This window comes from Spirosoma daeguense, from assembly GCF_054776875.1.
Map to the genome: position 1 here is coordinate 887596 of NZ_BAAHBF010000001.1, position 24502 is coordinate 912097.

The window sequence follows — 24502 nt, forward strand, 5'->3', positions numbered from 1 at the left end:
TCTGATTGGTGGAAACTCCCCTCCCTCGTTTTACGTTGTTATCTAGAATAAGCCATTACAGCGTGACGACTGAAGAAAAGACGCAAACCCACTCATCGGGACTCTCTGATATTGACCTCACTGGCTACGAACAGATCGAAGTTCTTGGCGCCCGTGAACACAACCTGAAAAACATCGACGTTACCATTCCCCGCAATAAACTGGTGGTGGTAACAGGTATCAGCGGAAGCGGCAAATCGTCGCTGGCGTTCGATACAATCTACGCCGAAGGACAACGGCGGTACATGGAAAGTTTCTCGGCCTACGCCCGCTCGTTTATTGGCGACATGGAACGGCCCGACGTCGATAAAATCAACGGATTGAGTCCGGTGATTTCCATCGAACAGAAAACAACGTCCAAGAATCCTCGCTCAACCGTTGGCACTACCACCGAGATTTATGACTTTCTGCGTCTGTTCTATGCACGGGCAGGTGAAGCGTTCTCGTACCTGACAGGACGAAAGATGGAGCGGCAATCGCAGGACCAGATCATCGATACCATTCTGAACCAATATGCCGGTCAGAAAACAACCTTGCTAGCTCCCATTGTGAAGGGACGGAAAGGGCATTACCGTGAACTGTTTGTCCAGATTGCGAAAACAGGCTACACAAAAGTGCGGGTCGATGGCGTAGTGCAGGACATTGCGCCCAAGATGCAGCTCGACCGCTATAAAATCCACGACATCGAAATTGTTATCGACCGTATTATTCCTAAGACGGAAGACCGATATCGGTTGAGTCAGTCCGTGCAAACGGCGCTACGTCAGGGAAAAGGCGCTATGCAGATGCTGGATGGAAGTGGCAAACTGGTCTATTTCTCGCAAAACCTGATGGACCCCGAATCGGGTATCAGTTACGATGAGCCATCGCCCAACACGTTTTCGTTCAATTCGCCTTATGGAGCCTGTCCAGTTTGTAACGGGCTTGGTGTGGTTGAGGAAATTACAGAAGAGTCGGTTATTCCTGATAAATCGCTCAGTATCAGCCGAGGTGCCATTGCACCACTTGGTGAATACCGTGAGCTTTGGATTTTCAAAGAAATTGAGACGATCCTCAAGAAATACAAACTCAACTTAACGACTCCGGTTCATAAGTTTCCAGAAGACTTGCTGCACGCGCTGATGTACGGCACCGACGAGGAAGCTACGGTTCCATCGAAAAAACATCCGGGTGAAGACTATTACAGTTTCAAGTTTGAAGGAATTGTGAACTTTCTGAAGCGGCAGCAGGAAAATAGTACCGAGAAAATTCAGGAGTGGCTAAAAGATTTCATGGTAGTAAAAAGCTGTCCTGAATGCGAAGGTGCCCGCCTGAAAAAAGAATCCCTCTATTTCCGCATCGACCATAAAAACATTTCCGAACTGGCCCATATGGACATTTCGGAATTGACTACCTGGTTCGAGGGCCTGGAAGATCGACTGACCGACCGTCAGAACGTAATAGCGAAGGAAATTCTGAAAGAGATTCGTAAACGTATCGGTTTCCTGCTCAACATCGGCCTCGATTATCTGACGCTTGATCGTCCGCTACGTACCTTGTCGGGTGGGGAAGCGCAACGTATTCGACTCGCTACGCAGATTGGCACACAACTCGTTGGTGTCCTGTATATTATGGATGAACCGAGTATCGGTTTGCACCAGCGTGACAACGTAAAACTGATCGATTCGCTGAAAAATCTGCGCGATTTAGGTAATACGGTTCTGGTTGTCGAGCACGACAAAGACATGATGCTCGAGTCAGACTTCATTCTCGATATTGGTCCGGGAGCGGGGCGTCATGGTGGTCAGGTTGTGGGGATTGGTACGCCCGAAGAATTTATGAAAAATGGCAGTACCACCGCTGAATATCTTAATGGTCGACGTAGCATTGAGGTTCCTGCCGAACGTCGCAAAGGCAATGGTAAATTCCTGATTATCAAAAACGCTACCGGCCACAACCTGAAGAACGTAACGCTTAAAATTCCACTCGGGCGTATGGTTTCGATTACGGGGGTATCGGGAAGTGGCAAATCGTCCCTGATTCACGAAACGTTGTTTCCGGTACTGAATCGACATTTTTATAAATCGAAACGCGAACCGTTACCGTTCAAATCGGTAGACGGGCTGGAGCATCTGGACAAGGTGATTGAAGTAGATCAGTCGCCTATTGGCCGTACTCCCCGCTCCAATCCTGCTACGTATACGGGCATGTTCTCCGAAATCAGAACATTGTTCGCTGAGTTACCCGAAGCCAAAATTCGGGGCTATAAACCGGGACGGTTCTCGTTCAACGTAAAAGGTGGTCGTTGCGAAGATTGCGAAGGCGCGGGTATGAAGAAAATCGAGATGGAATTCCTGCCCGATGTTCACGTCATGTGCGAAACCTGTAAAGGAAAACGCTTCAACCGCGAAACACTGGAGGTTCGTTTCAAAGGAAAATCCATTGCCGACGTCTTGGATATGACCGTAGAACAGGCGCTGGACTTCTTCGCCAGCCAGCCAAAAATACTACGTAAAGTACAGACGTTGAACGACGTAGGATTAGGTTATATCACACTTGGCCAACATGCTACTACGTTGTCGGGTGGCGAAGCGCAACGGGTAAAACTGGCCGAAGAATTGTCGAAAAAAGATACGGGCAAAACGCTCTATATTCTCGACGAGCCAACAACGGGGCTTCATTTTCAGGACATTGCGCACCTGCTCGACGTACTGAACAAACTCGCCGACAAGGGTAATACCGTATTAATTATCGAGCACAATCTGGACGTAATTAAAGTATCGGATCACCTCATCGACCTCGGTCCCGAAGGTGGTAACAAAGGTGGTAACATCATTGCAGAAGGTACGCCCGAGAAAGTAGCTGAAGCCAAAGGAAGTTACACAGGTAAATTTTTGAAGATGGAACTGGCGGGGTAGAAACACGTAACGTACCCTGTTTTTCGTTGCCTTCAAAACAACCTGATAAATCACCTTATGCGTAACCCGTTTTTTTATGTTTTGCTGCTAGTGCTGGTCGTTCTCAACGGCTGGCTACTAGCTCACCCCAACCTGATTGGTCAGGCTGGGGTGTTCTTTTTTGAGTATGGCGCCATCGAAACGTTCCCAAAAGCATTAGGGACAGTTTCGGCAGTAGTTGGTGTATCATTACTAATTGGCTGGCTGGTCGGACGGCTCAGTCAGCCGGTAGCCATTGGCATTACGGTGGCCTTATTGGCGGCATCAAGCTATTATTTGTTTCAGAGCTTTACGCAGTATAATACAGGCGTTTACAAACTGACCGGAGCCGGATTCCGTGCAGGAGCTATTTTATTGCCGGGATTAGTTGTGCTAGTTTTCGGCGAAGCTTTGCTACGTCGTTTAAGGCCGTAACAGGTTCTGGCTGTTACCTACTCATCAAGAAGCGCGTCAGATTAGGTCTGTAACAGCCAGAGCCTGTTACGGCCTTTATTATGGACTATCGAGAATTTTACTACTCCAAACTACCTCATATCCAGCCGTTAGGGGGAACATTCTTCATTACGACTCGCCTAGCCGGATCAATACCCCAAGTCGAAAAAGCAAAGTTAGTCGCGGATTAGGAGCTTCGTAAACGCCAAATTAAGGCGCTTCAGGAAAATACTGAATTGGAGCTAGATAAACTGGAGCGACTTTTTTTCGCTAAATATGAAGCTATCGTAGATAAAGCCGAATATGGCCCAATGTGGTTGGGCGAACCCAGTATAGCAAAAATTGTAGCAAATGCCTTCCACTTCTGGGATCGGTTAAAATACGATTTAATTGCTTATACCATTATGTCTAACCATATTCATCTGGTATTTACGCTCGTAGAAACAGATGTTAGAAGTCCAGTGATTGTATTAGACCGGGTCATGCAGAGCTTGAAGGGCTTTACCGCTATCGAGTGCAACAAACAACTGAAACGATCCGGTCCTTTCTGGGAACATGGTAGTTATGATCGAATGCCTCGCAACCGAAATGAACTTCACCGCATTGTTCAGTAAATTTTACAAAACCCTGTTAAAGCGGGCCTTTGTGAGCGCTGGCAAGATTGGAAATGGACCTATATAAAACCGGAATATAATGATTTTGAGTAGAGTAGTTTTGGTGATTTTGTTACTGGCTCAAACAGGCTCCCGGCTGTTTGCACAACTAGCTAATACAAAACCGACAGCCGGGAGCCTGTCGGGGCCTTACCTTCTCAAGCCTGATCGTGTTTTCGATGGCGAAACTATGCATGAAGGTTGGGCTGTTCGGGTTAAGGGCGATAAAATAGAAGCCGTTGGCCCTGCTTCGGCGGTTTCGGCTAATGGTGCAGAACAGATCGACCTGAAAGGCACTACGTTATTACCCGGCCTTATTGAAGGACATTCTCACTTACTGCTCCATCCTTACAACGAAACAAGCTGGGACGATCAGGTTCTGAAAGAAGCACGTTCACTACGTGTTGCCCGTGCTACGGTGCATGCTCAGAAAACGTTGCTGGCTGGTTTTACTACGGCACGCGATCTGGGAACCGAAGGTGCTGACTACGATGATGTTGGTTTAAAACAGGCTATCAATCAGGGAATTATTCCGGGACCACGTATGATTGTAGTCACCAAAGCGCTGATCGCTACGGGTAGTTATGGACCTAAAGGATTTAGCCCAGATATTAACGTAGCACAGGGAGCCGAAGAAGCCGACGGGCACGATGCGCTGATTCAGGCGGTACGTCGGCAGATTGGTAAAGGAGCTGACGCCATTAAAATTTACGCCGATTATCGCTGGGGTTTGCTGGCCGATGCACAACCAACGTATACCATCGATGAAATCAAACTCATTGTCGACGTAGCGAAAAGTAGCGGTCGTCCGGTAGTTGCGCACGCCAGTACTGCCGAAGGCATGCGTCGGGCGATTTTGGGCGGTTGCGAAACCGTTGAACATGGTGATGCCGGTACGCCCGAAATTTTTGCGCTGATGAAACAACACGGTACGTCGCTTTGTCCAACGCTGGCGGCTGGTGATGCCGTTAGTCAATATCGTGGTTGGAAAAAGGGACAGGAGCCGGAACCTGAACGTATCAAAAAGAAGCGCGTTACGTTCAAACAGGCGCTCGATGCGGGCGTAACAATTTGCGCTGGAGGTGACGTGGGTGTGTTCAGCCACGGCGACAATGCCCGCGAACTGATTATGATGGTGGACTATGGCATGAAACCCACCGACGTGCTACGTTCGGCCACGTCTATTAACGCCGATACGTTCCATTTAACCGACCGGGGACGTATCAAAACTGGTCTGTTGGCCGATTTAATTGCCGTAGAAGGCGACCCTACGAAAACCATTTCGGATATATATCGTGTTAAGCTAGTGATGAAGGGTGGTGGCTTTTACAAACGATAAGCTTAAATCTTATGGATGAATGTATCCAAAACAGCTTAATATAAATGTAATGTGGCTTTTTTACGATGTTTTCATTCGTCGTTTTGATTTTTGGGCTAATTTCGCCGGACCGGTACGCCGGTAGATTTGCCGGATAGTTTTATTATGGTGTTTTGGTGCTTAGCCAGCTCGTTTGATAGAAACTCATCTCGATTCACAACAAATCCCAATTTATTCCCTCAGATTAACTATACCCTGTTTTTTGTATGGCAAATAGCGCTGAATTAACGGTCGATGGTAAATCCTATTCATTCCCAACCTTGGAAGGGACCGAACACGAGAAAGCTTTCGACATCTCGAATCTACGCGACCAGACCGGCTACGTAACACTAGACCGAGGTTATAAAAATACTGGTGCCACCAAAAGCGCCATTACGTTCTTAGATGGTGAAGAGGGTATTCTTCAGTATAGGGGTTATGCGATTGAAGATTTAGCGGCAAAAGCATCGTTTCTGGAAGTAGCTTACCTGTTGATTTACGGCGAGTTACCGTCAAAAGATGAATACGCAAAATTCGAAACGTCAGTTCGTCGGCACACGCTGGTGAACGAAGACATGCGCAAAATCTTCGATGGCTTCCCGGTAAAAGCGCACCCTATGGGCGTTCTGGCTTCGCTGGTGAGTGCCATGAGCGCGTTTTATCCCGATATTACAGAAGGTTCGACCGAAGATCAGACCGACCAGCATATTATCCGGTTGCTGGCCAAACTGCCTACGATTGCTACGTGGTCGTACAAACGGTCATTGGGTCATCCGATGAACTATCCTAAAAACCAGCTCGATTATATTCCGAACTTCCTGAATATGATGTTCTCGCTGCCGGTTGAGGATTACGAAATCGATCCGGTGGTTGTGGAAGCCCTGAACGTATTACTGATTCTCCACGCCGATCATGAGCAAAACTGTTCTACCTCAACAGTACGTCTGGTAGGTTCGTCGCAGGCAAATATTTATTCGTCGATTTCGGCGGGTATCAGTGCTTTGTGGGGCCCGTTACATGGTGGTGCCAACCAGGAAGTAATCGAGATGCTCGAAGCAATCAGAGCCGATGGTGGTGATGTTAGCAAATACATCGACATGGCGAAAAATGCCAAAACAACGGGTTTCCGTCTGTTCGGCTTCGGTCACCGGGTTTACAAAAACTTCGATCCACGCGCCAAAATCATCAAGAAAGCCGCAGACGACGTATTGAGCAAACTTGGCGTGAATGATCCGGTTCTCGAAATTGCTAAAGGATTGGAAGAGGCTGCGTTGAGCGATGAATACTTCATCCAGCGCAAACTGTACCCGAACGTTGATTTCTATTCGGGTATCATTTACCGCGCGCTCGGTATTCCAACAAACATGTTTACGGTGATGTTCGCCATTGGCCGACTACCGGGCTGGATTGCGCAATGGAAAGAGATGCGTGAGCAGAAAGAACCTATTGGCCGTCCGCGTCAGATTTATACCGGTGCTACGTTGCGTGAGTTTACGCCATTAGCCAATCGGTAGTTTTTAATTTAACACTTTACGATCTCCGTGATGTCAGAAACAAGCTGACATCACGGAGATTTTTTTGCACTGAAGTATAAAAACTTTTTTAAAATTATTTTGGTTGATATATCAACTATAACTTACATTTGCGCCATGATTGTCAGCAAAGAAGAAGAGTTGAGAGCGAAAATAGCGGAGCGAATGGGTAATTTGACCATTATCAGTATCACACATATAGGTCATTTGCTGGGTAAAAAAGCAAACCGTGAACTGGGCCGCTCAGGCTTTACCTTACAGCTTGAGCAGTTGCCAATCTTGTTTACAACATACTTTTCGGGAAATGATCTGTTATCACAGCAGGAGATTGCTAATCTGATCCACAAGGATAAATCGGGCGTACAACGCTCATTACGCACGTTAGAACGAGATGGCTACCTACGTATTGTTTCCGATGAGGTAGATCGTCGTAAGAATTTGATTCAACTGACGCCAGCCGGTAAAATGGTTGTCGAGAAAGTTATTCAAACTGCCGAAGAGATCGACAAACAGGTTATGGACCAGTTACCCCACGAGGAACTGGCTACATTTATGACTACACTCCGCAAAATTTCTTCATTACTCGACAAGTAATCTTCATTTTAAATAGATAGTTGATATATCCACAGTAGACATGTCAACTTTTTCACTTATGAAACAAAAAATTGCACTGGGATTATTTTTACTACTGGCACAAAGTAGCTGGGCCCAGTCGACCAACAGCTTTCGATTAAAGGATTGTATCGATTACGGTCTGCAACATTTCGGCACAGTACGTATTGCGCAGTATCAGGTTCAAAACGCGAATGAACAGGCTCGTCAGGCTTTAGGACAATATTTGCCTCAGGTTACGGCAACGGGAACAGCAGTCGACAATTTGAAACTGCAAAAGAGTATTATTCCGGCCGGTTTATTCAGTCCCGAACCACAGGTACTGATTATTGGTCAGAAATACCAGCTAAATCTAGCCGCGCAGGCTTCACAGACCATTTACGATCGGTCGTTACTGCTGGGACTCAAAGCGGCAAAACCAAATCAGCAGCTTGCCGAACTGAATACGCGCCAGACCCGCGAGGATATTATTTACAACATCGCCAGCAATTATTATCAGGTGTTTATCAGCCAGCAACAGATTTCGCTTCTGCGCGACAACCTCCAACGGACGCAGCAGGTACTAAACATTCTGAAACTACAACGGGATAATGGCGTGATTCAACCCGTCGATTATACCCGAACAGAAGTCAGTTACAACAGTACACAATCGCAACTAACGCTGGCCGAAAATGACTACAATCTGGCGATGAACCGGCTCAAATACCAAATGGGTTTGCCGCAGGAAGACAATCTGGTATTATCCGACTCGACACTACGTACACAGCTTCCTTCGCTCGAACAGCCTTCGTTCGATGCTCAGAATCTGGTTTCGTTCCAGCAAGCCACTACCAATCTGGATTTGCAACGACTGCAACTAAAGCGCATTCAGGCTGGCTATTTACCAACGTTGAGTCTGACGGCTAACTATGGAACGCTTAATCTGGGCGCGCAACAATTTAATCAGATATTCGACCGATTTGCCGGGTTCGGTAGTGTTGGACTGCGGCTAAGTATCCCCATTTTCGATGGTCTGCAACGTGACGCACAAGTGAAACAGCAACGGCTTACTGTATTGACGCAGGAAGAACAACAAAAGCTGAACGTAGCGGCTTATCGACTCCAGTTCAACAACGCGCAATCGCAGATTCAACGCGCCCAGACCAACGTAGTGAACGGAGATCGAAACGTTAAGCTCGCGCAGGAGGTCTACAACATCACCACGTTGCAATACAAACAGGGCGTAAAATCGCTGACCGATCTGGTCAACGCCGATACGTCGTACCGCCAAGCGCAGTCAGATTACATCAATTCCCTCATTAATCTGTATCAGGCTCGCCTTGATCTGGAACAATCGAAGGGCTCATTACTTAATTTCTATAATCAACTTTAGTCGTTAGCAGGCAATACAATCAAAGCCATGAAAAAGACAACACTAATAATTATTACGTCCGCTGTGGCCATCATTGCACTGATTGGCTTCCGACTGGCGTCGAATAAAGAAAAAATTGATGCACAGAAAAAGCCCGTAGTCAATACTAACGTAGCGATTCCGGTAACGGCAACGCAGGTTGAAGCCGGCACCGTTAGTCAGCAACTGGTAAAAACGGGCAACCTGATTCCTTTCCGTGAAGCCACAATTACGGCCACCACCGCCGGTAAAGTAACACGCGTTAACTTTAACCTGGGCACGCAGGTTCGGCAGGGGCAAACGCTGGTCGAAATCGATAACCGACTCAAAGAACTTTCGCTACAGGCTACCCAACTCAATATCGACAAACTGAAAAAGGACGTAACGCGCTACAACACCCTTTTAGCCGGTAATGCAACAACCGAAATTCAGGTCAACGAAACAAAATATAACTACGAAAACGCGGTCAATCAGGCCGAACAGATTCAGAAGCAGATTCAGGATGCGAATGTAAAAGCACCCATTAGCGGACAAATTGTTCAGAAAGGTATCGAACCCGGCGTTTATATTACGGTGGGCAGCACACTCGGAAAAGTATTGGACGTAGCACGGTTGAAAGTGAACGTATTGGTCAACGAAAGCGATGTATATCAACTACGTAACGGCCAATCGGTTAAAGTTACCGCCGACGTTTTTCCCGGACGGACGTTCAATGGACAGATTTCCTACATCGCTCCACAAGGCACCGACGAGCATAATTATCCGGTCGAAATCACCATCAGCAACGGCAACGGCTTGAAAGCTGGTACGTTCGTTAATGTTGATTTCTCTCAGAAATCGAACCAGAAAGCCTTACAGATTCCGCGTGCTGCGCTGGTCGAAAGTATCAAAAACCCATATGTCTACGTAGTGGAGAATAACGTAGCACATCAGCGCAAAATCTCGGTAGGTCGCGATTTTGGCGATACGATTGAAGTTTTAGGCGGATTATCAGCAGGCGACGTAGTGGTAACAACTGGTCAACTGAACCTCAGCGAAGGCAAACCCGTGCAGCTAACAAAATAATTGAGCGAAAGAGCGAAAGAATGAAAGAGCGATGGTCTGGCATTCCGGGCTAACGCATCCGCTTCTTGCTGGAATACCAGCCCGCCCATTCACTCTTTCGCTCACTCACTCTTTCACTCATTAAAATCATGTCAATAACCGAAATAGCCATAAAACGGCCGTTACTGGTAACGACCATCTTTACCGTACTGATTTTGTTCGGTGTGCTTAGCTACCAGCAACTGTCGTACAATCTGCTGCCAAAATTTGAAGCCAACGTAATCAGCGTGGCTACTACGTACCGGGGCGCTTCGGCCGACGAGGTAGAAACCAACGTAACGAAACGTATTGAAGACGCACTTTCATCATTGGAAGGGCTCGACCGGATGACTGCTACGTCGCAGGAAGGTGCTTCTATTGTGATTATCCAGTTGAAAAACGGTGTCGACGTAACGCTGGCTCAACAGGATGCACAGCGTAAAATCGAACAGATTATCAACCTGTTACCCGACGAAGTAGATCGCCCGATTCTCAATAAGTTTTCGACCGATGAGATTCCGGTGCTACGTATGGGCGTAACGGCCAACCTGTCGCCGACCAAACTTTACGATCTTATTGATGACGAACTTAAGCCACAGCTTTCGAACGTATCAGGTGTTGGTCAGGTGAACGTTATTGGTGGTAGCGAGCGTCAGATTCAGGTGAACGTAAACGCTGAAAAATTACGGGCCTATGGCGTTTCTATCGGCCAGGTTGCGCAGGCGATTAATGCGGCTAATACAAGCTATCCGGCTGGTCAGCTTGAAACCCGTGAATCGCAATATTCGATCCGGTTCGATGCTTCTGTGGAAACCACAAATCGGTTACGCAGCCTTGTTGTTGCCCGACGGACTAACGGTAGTGAGGTTCAGTTGAAAGATATAGCGGAAGTAGTTGATGCAACGGCGAAACCAACGGCCATTAACCACATCAACGCATTGCCTTCAATTGGTGTTCAGATTCAGAAACAATCAGATGCCAATGCTGTATCGGTCAGCGAGTTAGTTCGGGCACGTATCACTACGTTGGAGAAACAGCACAGCGATGTAAAACTGAAATTCAACATTGCCTCTGACCAGTCGACCTATACGCTGGCTTCGGCGCACGCGGTAGTAGACGACTTGTTTCTGGCCGTTCTGATTGTATCGGTGGTGATGCTTATGTTCCTGCACAGCTTCCGGTCATCGCTTTTCGTGCTGGTGGCTTTGCCATCGTCCATGTTGCCAACGTTCATTCTGATGTACGTATCGGGCTTCTCATTGAACCTGATGACACTGATGGCGCTTTCGCTGGTGGTTGGTATTCTTGTCGATGACTCGATTGTGGTCTTGGAAAACATCAACCGTCACCTCGAAATGGGTAAAGATCGCGTGAAAGCGTCGCTCGACGGACGTAGTGAAATTGGCTTTACGGCTCTGGCTATCACGCTGGTCGACGTAGTGGTTTTCGTACCACTGGCCATGACGGGCGGACTCATTGGAAACATTCTGCGTGAGTTTTCGCTGGTTGTTGTGTTCTCTACGATGATGAGTTTGGTAGTATCGTTTACGCTGACACCTTTGCTTGTATCACGCTTCGGCAAACAGGAAGCCTTGAATCCAAACTCGTTGTGGGGTAAACTGAATATCGGTTTCGAGCGTCTATTAGATCGGATTACAGCGGCTTACGGACATATTCTCGAAAGTGTATTAGGCCACAAACGCTGGATTTTTCTGGCTGTGATTGCCTTGCTTGTTGGCTCGATCGCGCTGGTTCCAACCGGATTTATCGGTGCGGCCTTCATGCCACAGAGCGATCAGGGTGAGATGAGTGTGCAGCTTGAATTGGCTCCAACGGCTTCTATTTATCAATCGAATGCGGTTTCCCAACGGGCTGAGCAACTGATCATGAAGCACCCGGAAGTATCGAACGTCTTTACAAATGTTGGATACACCAGTAGCGGTATCGCTACGTCGTCGAACAGCAACATTGTTGACCTGAACGTAAAGCTGGTTGATAAAGACCAACGTAGCGTTTCGACTGAAGATTTCGGGCAGTTGCTCAAGCGCGAAGTAAGTCAGATTCCGGGCGTGAAAGTTACGGTAAGTCCGGTCGGTATTGTGGGCGCTTCGCAGGCACCGATTCAGATTGCGGTAAAAGGAACCAATATGACTACGATTCGGCAGGCTGCGGCTCAAATCAAAAACGTAGTAATGAGTGTTCCGGGTACGCAGGACGTTAAGTTTTCGGTGAAAGATCCTAAACCTGAAGTTACGGTAAGTCTGGATCGCGAAAAAATGGCACAGTTAGGCATTAGCGCGTCTGATGTTGGTATTGCCCTACAAAATGCGTTCCGGGGAAATGACCTGTCGAAATTTAAGCAGAATGGTAACGAGTACGATATTCTCGTCAGCCTCGACCGTTTCGACCGCACAAACCCGCAGGATGTTAGCCGCTTAACATTTGTCAACAACCAGGGCCGCACCTTCGAGCTATCGCAGTTTGCCAAAGTGCAGGAGCAAACCGGTGAAAGCGTACTGGAACGTATCGACCGTCTGTCTTCGATTACGATCAACTCGCAGGTAATCGGTCGCCCAGTGGGTACGGTTGGTTCTGATATTCAAGCGAAAGTAGCGCAACTTAAACTGCCAGAAGGTATTTCGGTACAGTATTTGGGTCAGTTACAGCAACAATCAGATGCGTTCGGAAGTCTGGGCTTGGCGCTGGGTATAGCCATTCTCCTCGTGTACTTCATCATGGTGGCCCTATACGAAAGCGTAGTATATCCATTTGTGGTATTGTTCTCGATTCCAGTGGCTTTAATTGGTGCCCTGTTAGCACTTGCATTGACAATGCAAAGCCTGACGGTATTCTCGATTGTGGGCATGATTATGCTGTTAGGTCTAGTTGCTAAGAATGCTATTCTGATTGTGGATTTTGCCAATCAGTTAAAAGCTGAAGGGCACGACGTGGTTCATGCGTTGCTCGAAGCGGGAAAAGAACGACTACGCCCAATTTTAATGACAACGCTGGCAATGGTGTTCGGTATGTTACCGCTGGCACTCGCAAGCGGCTCCGGTGCTGAAACCAAAAACGGTATGGCCTGGGTAATCATCGGTGGTCTGGTTTCTTCCCTCCTGCTGACGTTACTTGTTGTACCATCTGTGTATCTGGTTGTCGACAGATTGATCGCGCGTTTTTCGAAGGAAAAAGTAATACCCAAAAAACCGCAGGAACTCGAAGTATCGAAAGCCGTTAGTTAGATTGTAGCTCGGTCGAACTGGCTACGTTACAGTATACTAAAATAGCTGACCGTTATCAAACAGTCAGCTATTCCTCAACCTAACCTATGAGAAAATACGTTTGCCAATAATGATTCAACAGTTCATTGGCGACGTAACAAAGGTAGACCATGAACCGGGATTCGTGAAAGAGCGAAATCCCGGTTTTTTTATATGGAAATGGTATGGGCAAAAGCCCGTATTTCACTACGTAGTTCTACGTATCATGAAATAAATTTATTGGCGTACAATGTTGATTTTCAGAAACATAACCAATATTAACTTTTCTCTATCTGTTTGCGGCAATCACGTAGTTATCGTAGGTTAGATGTGCTTTTCGCTTCTAACACCCGTAGATATAAGAATTTATTAACCTCTACCACTCACACATAGCTCATGAAGCACCCAATTTTTAATGAAGAGGCTGGCAAATTTGTTAGTGTCAAGACAGCTCAGGCCATGAAAGACACGTATTACAATGCCAAGCTAGCTACCGGTCAGAAACAGGACGAATTAACCCGTTCCGAATTTTTCGGCCTTGATAAAGTTATGAATCTGCTCAAACAGGATGGCTGCGTCGGACTACGTATCCATTACGCCAGCCGCTGGGAAGACGCAGAAGGCCGCGAAGTGCCACCTACTACCGGCAAACTCAAAGAACGCATTTTATTGACCGGTGTTGACGCCAGAGGCCGCGATTTACCTGCCCGCACTGCTTCGGGTGGACTCAAAGATGATGGTGATGGTGGAACAAGGGTTGTAGGAGATGGCTACACCTGTCCCCGCCATTGCCCAGAAACGAATTAAATCTATTTTATTTTTTATGCTTGAAAGGCTACTGCACTTTTTTCAACAATATCCTCTTGATTTAATTTCTCATTTGAGCAGTAGCCTGCCAATCATCATTGGTTTTCTGAGGTCAAAGCAGTTAAGAAAAAATGAGAAAGCTATACATATATTATTCATTTTTTATTTTTTAAAAGATACATATGCCTTAATCTATATGTTCTTGATTCCTAATAATTTACATGTACAAAATATAGAACAGATAATAGTTACTTTACTAGTAGGTATAATCTATTTTTACTGTTTTGAAAAATCACTGAGCAAGAAATTTCTCTTACTTATTATCGCCACATGCACTCTAATTTTTACACTTTCTTATAAAAACTCTGATGTTTCAGTGATTAGTTTATCTGTTTCTAGAGTGTTCTACATTTCTATTTCGCTCGTTTATTTCAATAAAATAATGACAGATATGCGCGTAAAGGATATTACCAAGCATAGTATGTTCTGGTTTACTTCTGGGTTGTTCGTCTATGCAGCTGGCACATTTTTTATTTTCTTATTCAGTGAATATATATACAATACGAAAGAAGTAACATCCTCTAAGTTCGACCTATATTGGAACATCAGTCAAGTTTTGTTCATTATTTTTTGCACTTTATCCGCATACAGCCTTTGGGTGAGTAAGTACGGTAAAGAAAATTATATTTAGTCAATTTGATTTATTAATGCTCCCTGATATAGAAAGGGATTGCAAAAACGCAACGTAACAGCTTTTGACCGCTTGCTCAATCGCAAAGTAATTCATTGACATTCAGCGCCTGATTTGGCAATTTTACTTTATTCATACCGCGTTCGTAAACAACGAAAATGTCTGTTGACACTGGTTTTATAATTGCCGTAGGGACGGCTGTACTGTTGATGATGGCCGTGTTCATCATCATCTTTGTGGCCTATTACCAGCAAAAACAGACTAGACAACAACTCGCTTTCACGGAGTTACAGGCAAAACATCGTCGCGATCTGATGGATGCCACGTTTCGCGGGCAGGAAGAAGAACGCAAGCGGCTCGCGGAAGACCTTCACGATGGCATTGGAACAATGCTGTCGGTTACGAAAATGAGCCTGAATCACCTTGAACGACAGGTCGATGGTGGTATGCAAATGGGATTTGAGTTTCAGAAAACCCGCTCGATGATCGATGAAACCATGACTAATGTGCGCCGAATCAGCCGTAATCTGGTTCCTACTACGTTAGAACGATTTGGTTTAGTGCCTGCCCTTGAAGAACTGGCAGATCGGGCCACCGATACCGATACTGAAGTTCAGCTAGACTGCCCCGAATTTGTTGCCCAGCTTTCGCCAGCTCTCGATTTGATGTTGTATCGGATTGCGCAGGAATTGTTAAATAATGCCATCCGACATGCTCGTGCCAGACGTATTGTTATTCAACTCTTTTGTGTAGATAACGAAATTCGTTTATCGGTTATCGACGATGGTGTTGGATTTGATTATGATGCCATTATCGAAAATCGTCATGGTGGGTTGGGGCTACGTAACATCGAAAGTCGCCTGAGTGTGGTAGATGGTCATGCTACGTTCGACGTAGTACCGGGTCGCGGATCTCGGATTCATGTGCAGGTTAAGCAACACGATGCACAGCCTGTTGATTTATTACGTTAATTTGCTAATCCCCAAGAGTTTCTGGTGTAACAAACGTTAGGTTTAACGCCTTTCTCCTTCATGCGAAAAATTAAACTGGCACTCTGCGACGACCATAACCTGTTTCGGCTAGGCATGGCTACCATTCTTGGTCAAATACCTGATTTTGAATTGGTTCTGGAAGCAGGAAATGGGCAGGAACTTCTCGACCGGATTGCTCGAAAAACGCCCGACGTAGTGTTGCTCGACCTGCAAATGCCGGTAATGGACGGCACTACTACCGCCGATCACCTCCGTGATAACTATCCACTCATTAAAATTGTCGTTCTCACCATGCACGACGAAGACCGGATGGTGTTGCACCTACTAGAGAAAGGCGTGAGCGGTTATTTATTGAAAGATGCTGAAGCGGGCGAAGTAGAAAAAGCCATTCGCAAGGTCATGGATGAAGGTGTTTACCTGAATGAGTTTGTCTCAAAAGCGATGCTTCGAAAAATGACCAACAAACCGAATCAGACAGCTAAACCAACCAACGCCTTTTACAATAGCAAAATTCTACTTTCTGACCGCGAAAAGGAAGTACTGAAACTGATTTGCGAAGGATTATCAACCGTTGAAATCAGCGAAAAAATCTTTCTCAGCCCCCGTACCGTTGAAGGACACCGACTACGTATCCTCGAAAAAACCGGCACAAAAAATACCGCTGGTATGGTGGCCTATGCGTTTAAAAACAACCTGGTTTGATGTTGTAGAGTGATCTACGGAGCATTACATTAACTATACAACTTTATAACCCTATAACTTCCTACAAACTTCCCGTTTTTCCTCCATCAACGGGAATATTAATGCCATTGATGGAAGCCGCAGCAGGTGTACACAAGAAAGCAGCAGCGGCAGCCACTTCTTCGGACGTAGCAAATCGGCCAACGGGTATTTCGCTCTCCATTTGCCGGGCTATTTCTTCTTCTGATTTACCAGCCGATTTGGCCCGCATGGATAAAACAGCCTCTAAACGAGCCGTTACCGTATAACCGGGCAATACGTTGTTCACCGTAATTCCAAAACTGGCAATCTCAAGCGAAAGCGTTTTAGCCCACTGCGCAACCGCTCCCCGAATGGTATTCGATACACCTAATCCAACAATCGGTTGCTTTACCGATGTCGAAATAATATTGACGATACGTCCATAACCGGATTGTTTCATAGATGGTACAACCGCCTGGACCAATAGCTGATTATTGACCAGATGATTATGAAACGTTTGTACAAATTCTTCAGGCTTCGCATCGATCAATGGGCCACCAGCCGGGCCACCTGTATTATTGATGAGAATATGCACATCAGGGAATTGTTGCAAGTGTTGCGAAATGGCCTCGTCGACTTCGTCCGGTTTACTAAAATCGGCAACAACGTAACGATGTTGCTGTCCTTTCGAGGTATCTAAGTCACGTAGCGTTTGTTGAAGGCTCTGTTCGTTACGTGCCACTAACACTACGTTAGCGCCCAACAAAGCCAGCTCAACAGCCGTGGCCCGGCCAATTCCCTGCGTACTGCCGCAGACCAGAGCAGTTTTCGCGCTTAAATCAAGATTCATAACATTTCAGGTTATTGCGTGTTGGCTAAACTATACGGTTACCAATTATGCGTTTATACGTCGATTATACGGGTTTTACCAATCATCGGATAAAACCTCGGGCAGAAATGAGAAAAAAACCGCTAACGTAGTTTTATGTTGCCAAATTAACGAGTTTTGTCAACTTTGAATCCAGTAACAACCTTTTGCATTCTTACAAACCATGTCAAAATCGCTAATTATTGTAGTCGTTATCGCCCTTATTCTGGGCATGTATGGCTGTAGCTCTTATAATGGTCTGGTTCAGAACGATACCAACGTACAGGAAAAATGGGCGCAGGTGCAAACCCAGTACCAACGCCGGTCCGATCTGATTCCTAACCTGGTACGTACCGTACAGGGAGCCGCCAATTTTGAGAAAAGTACATTAACCGCAGTTATTCAGGCGCGTGCTAATGCTACGAGTATCAACCTCAAGGCAGACCAGTTGACACCGGAAAATATCCAGAAATTTCAGGCGGCACAGGATCAGTTGAGCGGCTCATTGTCGAAACTGCTGGCCGTTGCCGAAAGCTATCCACAGCTAAAGGCTACCCAGAACTTCTCCGAATTGCAGGCGCAACTGGAAGGTACAGAAAACCGAATTTCGGTATCTCGCAACGACTTTAACGGCGCTGTGAAGGTATATAACCAATCGGTCCGGTCGTTCCCCAACAACATCTTCGCGGGTATTTTTGGATTCCCGGTGAAAGGTTTCTTCGAGGCATCGCAGGCTGCCCAAAGCGCGCCAACTGTGCAGTTTTAAGTTATAAGGTTGTAAGGTTGTTACGTTGTATGGCTTACCTCTTTTCAACGTAATAACCTTATAACCATACTCATAACTTATCGAAATGACAAACCCGTTCACTCCTGCCGAGCAACAACGTATTATTGAATCAATCCGGCAGGCTGAAAAAGCTACGTCGGGCGAGATTCGGGTACATGTAGAGCCGCATTGTTCTAGTTCTGATCCCGTACAGCGGGCCATTGATGTATTTGCGCAACTGGGTATGCATCAGACAAAAGACCAAAATGGTGTGTTGTTCTACCTAGCGCACGTCGATCGGAGATTTGCCATTGTGGGCGATAAAGGCATCAACACTAAAGTTCCTGCCGATTTCTGGGAAAGTACGAAAGAGTTACTTCGTCGCTATTTTGCCGCCGGAGATTATGCAGGAGGACTCAGCTTAGGTATTCAGCGGGCCGGAGAGCAGTTAAAACACTATTTTCCGTATGCCAGCGACGATATCAATGAACTCCCCGACGATATTTCGTTTGACCACTAGCATCGTGAATAGTCCTTTTTTAGTCAATATACTACGTATCAGTCTGCTGTTTTTGCTGACTGTGACTCCGCTGGCACTACGTGCGCAAGACACAGCCACCGACGATGGTAGCACAGCGAATGCGGTTATTCCTGACAAACCAAACCCTCCTCGTCTGGTCAATGATTTTGTGGGTATTCTGAGCGGTAGCGAACGATCACAATTGGAGCAAAAATTAAAGGCCTACAACGACTCTACATCAAATCAGATTACGATTGTTATTGTAAAAACAACCGAGCCTTACCCGATCGGCGACTGGGCTTTTCAGGTTGGCCGGAAGTGGGGCGTTGGCCAGAAAGGAAAAAACAATGGGCTTGTGCTGGCCTGGGCTACACAAACGCGTAAAATCTACATTGCTACCGGATATGGCTTGGAAGGAGCGGTTCCGGATGCTATTGCCAAACGTATCATTTCAAACACCATTGTTCCGGCCTTTAAGCAGGAACGCTATTTTCAAGGACTCGACGAAGCAACCACCGAAATCATCCAACGTGCTCGGGGCGAGTATAAGGCCGAGCCTAAAAGTGATAGCGATGGAGAAGGCATTGGCACTTTCGTTATCTTTCTGATTATCTTCATTATCGTAATCATAATTATCTCTCGCAAGAACCGGGGGGGCGGTGGCAACAACCGCAATCGCGGAGGAGGATGGGGACCCGTCTTTTTCCCAACATCAACCATGTCGGGCTGGGGTAACTCTGGCGGTGGCGGCTGGAGTAGTGGCGGAGGAGGCAGCTTCGGAGGTTTTGGTGGTGGTAGCTTTGGCGGTGGCGGTGCTGGTGGTGATTACTAGCAATCAATACGTTACCGACCGACGCTAACCGATAAAAGGCTTTTTCAGGCCGTTTAACGAAAAAATAGACTATGACTGGAGGTGGATGCCTATTTTGGCGATTTAATCCACTTCTTTTCTATGTTGCCCAGTACGTTTCGTTTCTGCTGGCTTTTGGCGTGCCTTCCATTTCATTCAATAGCACAAACTTCACCGGCTGTTCCTAATACGGCACAATCGGATAGTATTGTAATTCCCAGAGATACATCGAACCTGATGCCTGTTCAAACAGGAACGCAGGCTGTTATTTTTCAACCATCCAAGGTACGTAAGCAAATTCAGGCTTTCGAGACAAGCGCGAAACTCAAAATTGATGGCCGTTTGGATGAAGCGGACTGGCAGCGTGCTACGCCCGTTAGCAAGTTCGTTCAGGTAGATCCGCAACAGGGCAAGCCTGCTACGTTTGGAACTGAAGTGCGTGTATTATATAACCGCAATTTTCTCTACGTAGCGGCCGTCAACCGGGACGCGCTGGGCCGGAAAGCACTACGTACGCCCAACTTCAAACGCGATTTCAATTTTCGCGCACACGACCAGTTCGGCGTTGTGATTGATGGCTTCAACGACCGTCGAAATGGAATGACCTTCGCAACGAATCCATATGGCACCCAGCGCGATCTACTTTCGTTCGATGATTTACTGTATGACGAAGATTGGGACGGCTTATGGAAAGTACGTACCAGTCGAAGCGATTCGGGTTGGGTGGCTGAACTACAAATTCCGTGGCAAACACTACGTTATGCACGTAGTGCCGATTCGTCGCAGGTGTGGGGAATCAATTTCTTTCGGAATCGGCGGTATTCCAATGAATTATCAGCCTGGTCTCCTTATCCGAGAGCGTTTACGGCTAGCCGGGTTGAATATGCGGGGCAGATTTCGGGCTTAAAGCCTCCTCCACCGTCGCCCAATATTCGCGTTCAACCTTACGTATTACTCAGCGACGATCGTTACAGTGGTTCGGAAATTGGCCGTGCTCCTATCACAAAACTAAAATTCGGCGGTGATCTGAAATGGGCTATCAACCCGAATACCGTTCTCGATCTTACGCTAAACACCGATTTTGCACAGGCCGATGTTGACCGACAAGTGAATAACTTAACACGCTTCTCGGTGCTGTTTCCTGAACGTAGAGCTTTCTTCCTCGAAAATGCCAGTTTGTTTAGTGCTGGTCTTTCCGGGAATTTAGGCACAGGTGAGGGCGGAAGTATGGTGATTCAGCCATTTTTCAGCCGAAACATTGGCCTGGCAACTTTGTCGGACGGAACCAGTGCGCCTGTACCGATCGATGCTGGTGCACGGCTTGTTTATCGCTCACTCAGCCGAAATTATGGCGGTATGGTAATTCGCCAACGTGGCATCAAAGACAGCCCAACCACCGACTTTATTGTTGGACGATACGTTGAGAATATTGGCAAACAAAACCGAATCGGTACGTTGTTTACGCTGAAAAATGTTCATAGTACAGATTCGACAGTTGGTTATCAGAATGGTACGCTTGCTATCGATGGATTTTTCCGATTGAATCAGGCTTTGTCGTACAACGCCATGATTTCCGGCTCAATGAACTCAGGAGCGGGTGGTCAGGGGTTGGCGGCTTATAGTAAATTTTTATACCGTAGTAATCAAGTGGTTGCCTGGCTCACGAATTCGATCATTACGCGCAATTTCAATCCCGAAATGGGTTTCGTATCACGTAGCGACGTTGTGTCTACAACGCCGGGGGCTTATCTGGTTTATCGGGCAAACTGGCTCCCTAAGTGGATTCGTAATTTCGAACCGGGGGCTTTTGGTGAATTCTATCACAAAGCTTCTACGGGTTATTTACAGGAAGCCCAGTATAGCTTTAATCCCATCTGGCTGGCTTTTCAGAACGGCGGTTATTTGGGGCTGTTTACCAACGTATTCTTTCAACGGCTCGACGATGAAGATTACCGACCGCTAGGTCTGAAAATCACTTCAGGAAAATATCGCTACGCTCGTTACGTGCTGATGTTCAGTACCGACCCTTCTAAGAAAATTTCGTTTCAAACCAATGCCGAAACGGGTGCTTACTACGATGGGCGACTAAATTATGGCCGGGCCTCGCTTATTCTTTCGCCCCTCCCCCATGCTTCATTTACAATTATCGGTGAGACGAATAACTTTCAGAACGTGGGCGGCTACTCGGGAAATATTTCACTTTATAGCGTAGAAAGTCGAATGGCCGTTAATCCACGGTTGCAACTGATCAGCTTTTTCCAGCGCAATACGTATACCGACAAAAACGTCTGGAACATTCGTTTATCGTGGGAATTTCAACCGCTGTCGTTTCTCTACGTAGTGTATAATCACGGTACGTATGCAGGCTCGTTACGTGCCATTGACCGACAACAGGAACAACATATTATTGGCAAACTATCGTATCTGAAACAGTTCTGATTCTCCTAAATCGTTCCAATAACCTGCTTTTCGATGAGCAGAATAAACAGGTGAATCACTTTAATATGAATTTCCTGAATGCGGTCTGCATAGCCAAAGTGTGGCACACGAATCTCTACATCAGCCTTACCTGCCAGTTTACCACCGTCTTTACCTGTCAGTAGAATAACTTTCATGCCCTTCTCCCGAGCGGCTTCAACGGCACGTATTACATTACCAGAGTTTCCGCTTGTGCTCAGTCCAAGTAAGACATCACCTTCGTTGCCTAAACCTTCGATAAAGCGCGAAAAAATGAACTCATAGCCGTAATCATTGCTAACACACGAAATATGGCTTACGTCAGAGATAGCAATTGCAGCCAGCGAACGGCGATTGTCGCGATACCGACCCGAAAGTTCTTCGGCAAAATGCATGGCGTCGCAGTGTGAACCACCGTTTCCGCAGGATATGATTTTCCGGCCACTTTTCAACGCATCGGCCATCAACGTTGCAGCTTGTTCGATTGCCAGAAGATTATTCTGGTTATTAAGAAAATTGTCTAGAACCGACTGCGCTTCGGTCAGTTCGTTACGTATGATATCAAGCATTAATAAAGTTGTATTGTTATAAAGTTGTAAAGGTATAGGGTTGGTTGTATAGTTAATGAGTAATACCGATACTCATACTTTCCAAACCTATATCTTTACAACTTTTCAACGCTTCTACAATACCCAGTTTCGATAACCAATATTCCAGCGTAGGCCAAAATGAAGCATGTGTTCGGTATAGCTATTTGCCCGTAGCTGGCTGTCCTGAAAGCGATACATGTAACGGCCTTCCAGAAATATATTATGCCGAATCATGTATGAGGCTCGCAAATCGGCATACGTAACAACCGTTTTCCTACCCTGCCCAATGTAGTTACCATCTTCTCGATAACGAGTATTGTAATCTTTCAAAATATTACCACCGTAGTTAGCATCATCAGAAGTATCCTGCCCATACATCATAACGCCAAAAATGCCGTTGGCCGATAGCTTTTGGCGTTGATAGCGAATAATTCCCAGTCCCTCCATAAAGTTCGCTCCCAATGGGTGTGCTAACGGTTGGCTATAATGTGCGTAGTTAGTTTGTCCGGCACTGACAGTTGCCGACCGCTCGTGCGAGTAGGTATATGGCCGTGCCAGATTAAATTCCGTTTGTAAATCGAGATTTGGTACGTTGAATGCGTCGATGTATTTAGCGCCGAGCTGAAATGCAAATTTGTTGGTCCAGTTACCTTTCGCTTCCAGCAATTGGCGTAGTCTGAATTCATCCAGCATGAATTGGGTATATACCAGAAACCGCGACAGAAAATTGGCTTTGAAATCAATACCGACAAAGGCATTGTCAGCACTTCCCTGACTGGACTCAACGTAACGATATAAAATGATTGGATTTAGGTAGCTCAAATCAACTCGGTCACGACTGAATACCTCGGCTTCAAATATGCCAAGATTCATGTGATCGTTCAGATTGATACTCAAATGGTGCATGGCCGTGAACTTAGGCGGGATCAATTTATCCCGTTCGGCCAAAGGAGCCTGCGTATTCTGTAGTTGAGAATACAAATTGGTGTATTGAATGTTTTTGCCAATTCGTGTCGAAAACTTCATAAACAAAGCCGGCGGACTATTGTCGGACAGAAATAGCGAGCGAAAACCGTTACCAAAGAAATTTCGATCATGGCCAAATTGTACGTTAATGACTTTAAGGGCATTAAACGTAATGTAGCCACGTGCCGATAGATAATCGACCCCATTTGTCCGAAATTTTTTAATAAAACTTTCACCCGGTGCAGAGCCTTCGGTTCCGCTCATTCGGCTATAGGTTTCGCCATATTGCTGAATGTATTCGGGGTAAGTTGCCTGTGTATCCGTGAAATAGGTGTAAAAACCGAGTTTGCCGCCAATTGAGCCACGAACTTCTACCCCTCTCGTATTTGTAAAAAGCCACCTTCGCTCGTTGGGTGGAGTTGCGGATTCATTTGAAATGGCATCAGCACCAAAACCTACATACAAAACCGGATTTACGTGTAGATCAACATCAGGCGTTTGCAAACTGTAAAAATCTGCCTTTTTGTGATAAAAATGTTTGAGTAATGGCTGACGGCTATCTCCGGGTGCTTTTTGCACTGCCAGATGCCGAGTAAATGGATCTAAACGATCTACCGAATCCGTTCGGGTCACCCATTCCCAGCTATCATCGCGCAGATAGTTGAAGTTGAAGTAATCTGTATTTGAAAAGCCGCGTCTGGGATGGGCTGACAGACTATCGACCAATTGAATAACACTTTGCCGATTATAGGGCTTAACACTGCTGTGAAACCCTTCGGCCCACTTGTTCTGACGAATTTCGAGCCGGTCGATAAGATGATAATAATCAGCGTTAAGCGGCACCAATGGGCTTTGCGCCCGAACAGATAACGAAAGGAGAAATAACCAGAAAAGATAAACGTTGCTACGCATGTACATTACGTTTCTCGAACCCGCTGCGCTTCGTTCGATAACTCAATGGGCTGTATGAGCCCGTTAAATTAAGTAATTGGTTTGGAT

General features: G+C 46.3%; 20 protein-coding genes. 17 read left to right on the forward strand and 3 right to left on the reverse strand.

Annotation, left to right across the window (positions count from 1 at the left end; translation table 11 throughout):
• The first annotated feature begins 62 nt into the window (after positions 1-62).
• The 13 genes from uvrA to ACYVD4_RS03480 all read left to right on the forward strand — a co-directional run bounded on the left by uvrA (position 63) and on the right by ACYVD4_RS03480 (position 16486).
• Positions 63-2936: an excinuclease ABC subunit UvrA gene (gene uvrA / locus ACYVD4_RS03420; RefSeq protein WP_460942413.1), complete on the forward strand. Its 2874-nt coding sequence runs from the start codon at positions 63-65 to the stop codon at positions 2934-2936.
• Positions 2937-2993: 57 nt separating this feature from the next.
• A complete protein-coding gene (locus ACYVD4_RS03425) occupies positions 2994-3389 on the forward strand; it encodes a hypothetical protein (RefSeq protein WP_460942415.1) in 396 nt (131 codons plus the stop codon).
• Positions 3390-3643: 254 nt separating this feature from the next.
• Positions 3644-4021 carry a transposase gene (locus ACYVD4_RS03430; RefSeq protein WP_460942417.1) on the forward strand — a complete coding sequence of 126 codons (378 nt, stop codon included), beginning with the start codon at positions 3644-3646 and terminating at the stop codon, positions 4019-4021.
• Positions 4022-4157: 136 nt separating this feature from the next.
• Positions 4158-5399, forward strand: a complete 1242-nt coding sequence (locus ACYVD4_RS03435; RefSeq protein ID WP_460942984.1) for a metal-dependent hydrolase family protein — start codon at positions 4158-4160, stop codon at positions 5397-5399.
• 245 nt (positions 5400-5644) lie between these two features.
• Complete coding sequence (locus ACYVD4_RS03440) at positions 5645-6931, forward strand: citrate synthase (RefSeq protein ID WP_460942419.1); 1287 nt, start codon at positions 5645-5647, stop codon at positions 6929-6931.
• A gap of 135 nt (positions 6932-7066) precedes the next feature.
• On the forward strand, positions 7067-7543 hold the full coding sequence (locus ACYVD4_RS03445; protein WP_460942421.1) for a MarR family winged helix-turn-helix transcriptional regulator: 477 nt from the start codon (positions 7067-7069) through the stop codon (positions 7541-7543).
• A gap of 58 nt (positions 7544-7601) precedes the next feature.
• Entirely contained in the window at positions 7602-8933 is a 1332-nt protein-coding gene (locus ACYVD4_RS03450) for a TolC family protein (protein ID WP_460942423.1), read from the forward strand.
• Between the two features lie 27 nt (positions 8934-8960).
• Complete coding sequence (locus tag ACYVD4_RS03455) at positions 8961-10016, forward strand: efflux RND transporter periplasmic adaptor subunit (protein WP_460942425.1); 1056 nt, start codon at positions 8961-8963, stop codon at positions 10014-10016.
• A gap of 128 nt (positions 10017-10144) precedes the next feature.
• A complete protein-coding gene (locus tag ACYVD4_RS03460) occupies positions 10145-13276 on the forward strand; it encodes an efflux RND transporter permease subunit (RefSeq protein ID WP_460942427.1) in 3132 nt (1043 codons plus the stop codon).
• Positions 13277-13385: 109 nt separating this feature from the next.
• Entirely contained in the window at positions 13386-13529 is a 144-nt protein-coding gene (locus tag ACYVD4_RS03465; protein WP_460942429.1) for a hypothetical protein, read from the forward strand.
• A 161-nt stretch (positions 13530-13690) separates the two neighbouring features.
• Positions 13691-14101, forward strand: a complete 411-nt coding sequence (locus ACYVD4_RS03470) for a hypothetical protein (protein ID WP_460942431.1) — start codon at positions 13691-13693, stop codon at positions 14099-14101.
• Positions 14102-14950: 849 nt separating this feature from the next.
• Positions 14951-15763 (forward strand): sensor histidine kinase, encoded by an 813-nt coding sequence (locus tag ACYVD4_RS03475; protein WP_460942433.1) that lies wholly within the window; start codon positions 14951-14953, stop codon positions 15761-15763.
• A gap of 60 nt (positions 15764-15823) precedes the next feature.
• Entirely contained in the window at positions 15824-16486 is a 663-nt protein-coding gene (locus ACYVD4_RS03480) for a response regulator transcription factor (RefSeq protein ID WP_460942435.1), read from the forward strand.
• A 61-nt stretch (positions 16487-16547) separates the two neighbouring features.
• On the opposite strand, the gene ACYVD4_RS03485 is transcribed toward ACYVD4_RS03480, so the two are convergent.
• Positions 16548-17336: an SDR family oxidoreductase gene (locus tag ACYVD4_RS03485; protein ID WP_460942437.1), complete on the reverse strand. Its 789-nt coding sequence runs from the start codon at positions 17334-17336 to the stop codon at positions 16548-16550.
• A 202-nt stretch (positions 17337-17538) separates the two neighbouring features.
• On the opposite strand from ACYVD4_RS03485, the gene ACYVD4_RS03490 reads away from it, so the two are divergent.
• The 4 genes from ACYVD4_RS03490 to ACYVD4_RS03505 all read left to right on the forward strand — a co-directional run bounded on the left by ACYVD4_RS03490 (position 17539) and on the right by ACYVD4_RS03505 (position 21929).
• Complete coding sequence (locus ACYVD4_RS03490; RefSeq protein WP_460942439.1) at positions 17539-18120, forward strand: LemA family protein; 582 nt, start codon at positions 17539-17541, stop codon at positions 18118-18120.
• 85 nt (positions 18121-18205) lie between these two features.
• Positions 18206-18640, forward strand: a complete 435-nt coding sequence (locus tag ACYVD4_RS03495; protein WP_460942441.1) for a TPM domain-containing protein — start codon at positions 18206-18208, stop codon at positions 18638-18640.
• On the forward strand, positions 18630-19472 hold the full coding sequence (locus tag ACYVD4_RS03500) for a TPM domain-containing protein (RefSeq protein WP_460942443.1): 843 nt from the start codon (positions 18630-18632) through the stop codon (positions 19470-19472). The genes ACYVD4_RS03495 and ACYVD4_RS03500 overlap by 11 nt, the downstream gene beginning before the upstream one ends.
• 255 nt (positions 19473-19727) lie before the next feature.
• Positions 19728-21929 carry a carbohydrate binding family 9 domain-containing protein gene (locus ACYVD4_RS03505; RefSeq protein WP_460942445.1) on the forward strand — a complete coding sequence of 734 codons (2202 nt, stop codon included), beginning with the start codon at positions 19728-19730 and terminating at the stop codon, positions 21927-21929.
• Between the two features lie 5 nt (positions 21930-21934).
• On the opposite strand, the gene lpcA is transcribed toward ACYVD4_RS03505, so the two are convergent.
• Both lpcA and ACYVD4_RS03515 read right to left on the reverse strand, forming a co-directional pair.
• Positions 21935-22516, reverse strand: coding sequence for a D-sedoheptulose 7-phosphate isomerase (gene lpcA / locus ACYVD4_RS03510; RefSeq protein ID WP_460942447.1), 582 nt, complete (start codon positions 22514-22516; stop codon positions 21935-21937).
• 114 nt (positions 22517-22630) lie between these two features.
• Positions 22631-24415 (reverse strand): hypothetical protein, encoded by a 1785-nt coding sequence (locus ACYVD4_RS03515; RefSeq protein WP_460942449.1) that lies wholly within the window; start codon positions 24413-24415, stop codon positions 22631-22633.
• Between the last annotated feature and the right edge of the window lie 87 nt (positions 24416-24502).

Coding starts and splice junctions, on each gene's coding strand:
- ACYVD4_RS03425 (WP_460942415.1), top strand. CDS start 2,994: ATGCGTAACCCGTTTTTTTATGTTTTGCTGCTAGTGCTGGTCGTTCTC.
- ACYVD4_RS03440 (WP_460942419.1), top strand. CDS start 5,645: ATGGCAAATAGCGCTGAATTAACGGTCGATGGTAAATCCTATTCATTC.
- ACYVD4_RS03445 (WP_460942421.1), top strand. CDS start 7,067: ATGATTGTCAGCAAAGAAGAAGAGTTGAGAGCGAAAATAGCGGAGCGA.
- ACYVD4_RS03450 (WP_460942423.1), top strand. CDS start 7,602: ATGAAACAAAAAATTGCACTGGGATTATTTTTACTACTGGCACAAAGT.
- ACYVD4_RS03455 (WP_460942425.1), top strand. CDS start 8,961: ATGAAAAAGACAACACTAATAATTATTACGTCCGCTGTGGCCATCATT.
- ACYVD4_RS03460 (WP_460942427.1), top strand. CDS start 10,145: ATGTCAATAACCGAAATAGCCATAAAACGGCCGTTACTGGTAACGACC.
- ACYVD4_RS03465 (WP_460942429.1), top strand. CDS start 13,386: ATGATTCAACAGTTCATTGGCGACGTAACAAAGGTAGACCATGAACCG.
- ACYVD4_RS03470 (WP_460942431.1), top strand. CDS start 13,691: ATGAAGCACCCAATTTTTAATGAAGAGGCTGGCAAATTTGTTAGTGTC.
- ACYVD4_RS03475 (WP_460942433.1), top strand. CDS start 14,951: ATGTCTGTTGACACTGGTTTTATAATTGCCGTAGGGACGGCTGTACTG.
- ACYVD4_RS03480 (WP_460942435.1), top strand. CDS start 15,824: ATGCGAAAAATTAAACTGGCACTCTGCGACGACCATAACCTGTTTCGG.
- ACYVD4_RS03485 (WP_460942437.1), bottom strand. CDS start 17,336: ATGAATCTTGATTTAAGCGCGAAAACTGCTCTGGTCTGCGGCAGTACG.
- ACYVD4_RS03490 (WP_460942439.1), top strand. CDS start 17,539: ATGTCAAAATCGCTAATTATTGTAGTCGTTATCGCCCTTATTCTGGGC.
- ACYVD4_RS03495 (WP_460942441.1), top strand. CDS start 18,206: ATGACAAACCCGTTCACTCCTGCCGAGCAACAACGTATTATTGAATCA.
- ACYVD4_RS03505 (WP_460942445.1), top strand. CDS start 19,728: ATGCCTGTTCAAACAGGAACGCAGGCTGTTATTTTTCAACCATCCAAG.
- lpcA (WP_460942447.1), bottom strand. CDS start 22,516: ATGCTTGATATCATACGTAACGAACTGACCGAAGCGCAGTCGGTTCTA.
- ACYVD4_RS03515 (WP_460942449.1), bottom strand. CDS start 24,415: ATGCGTAGCAACGTTTATCTTTTCTGGTTATTTCTCCTTTCGTTATCT.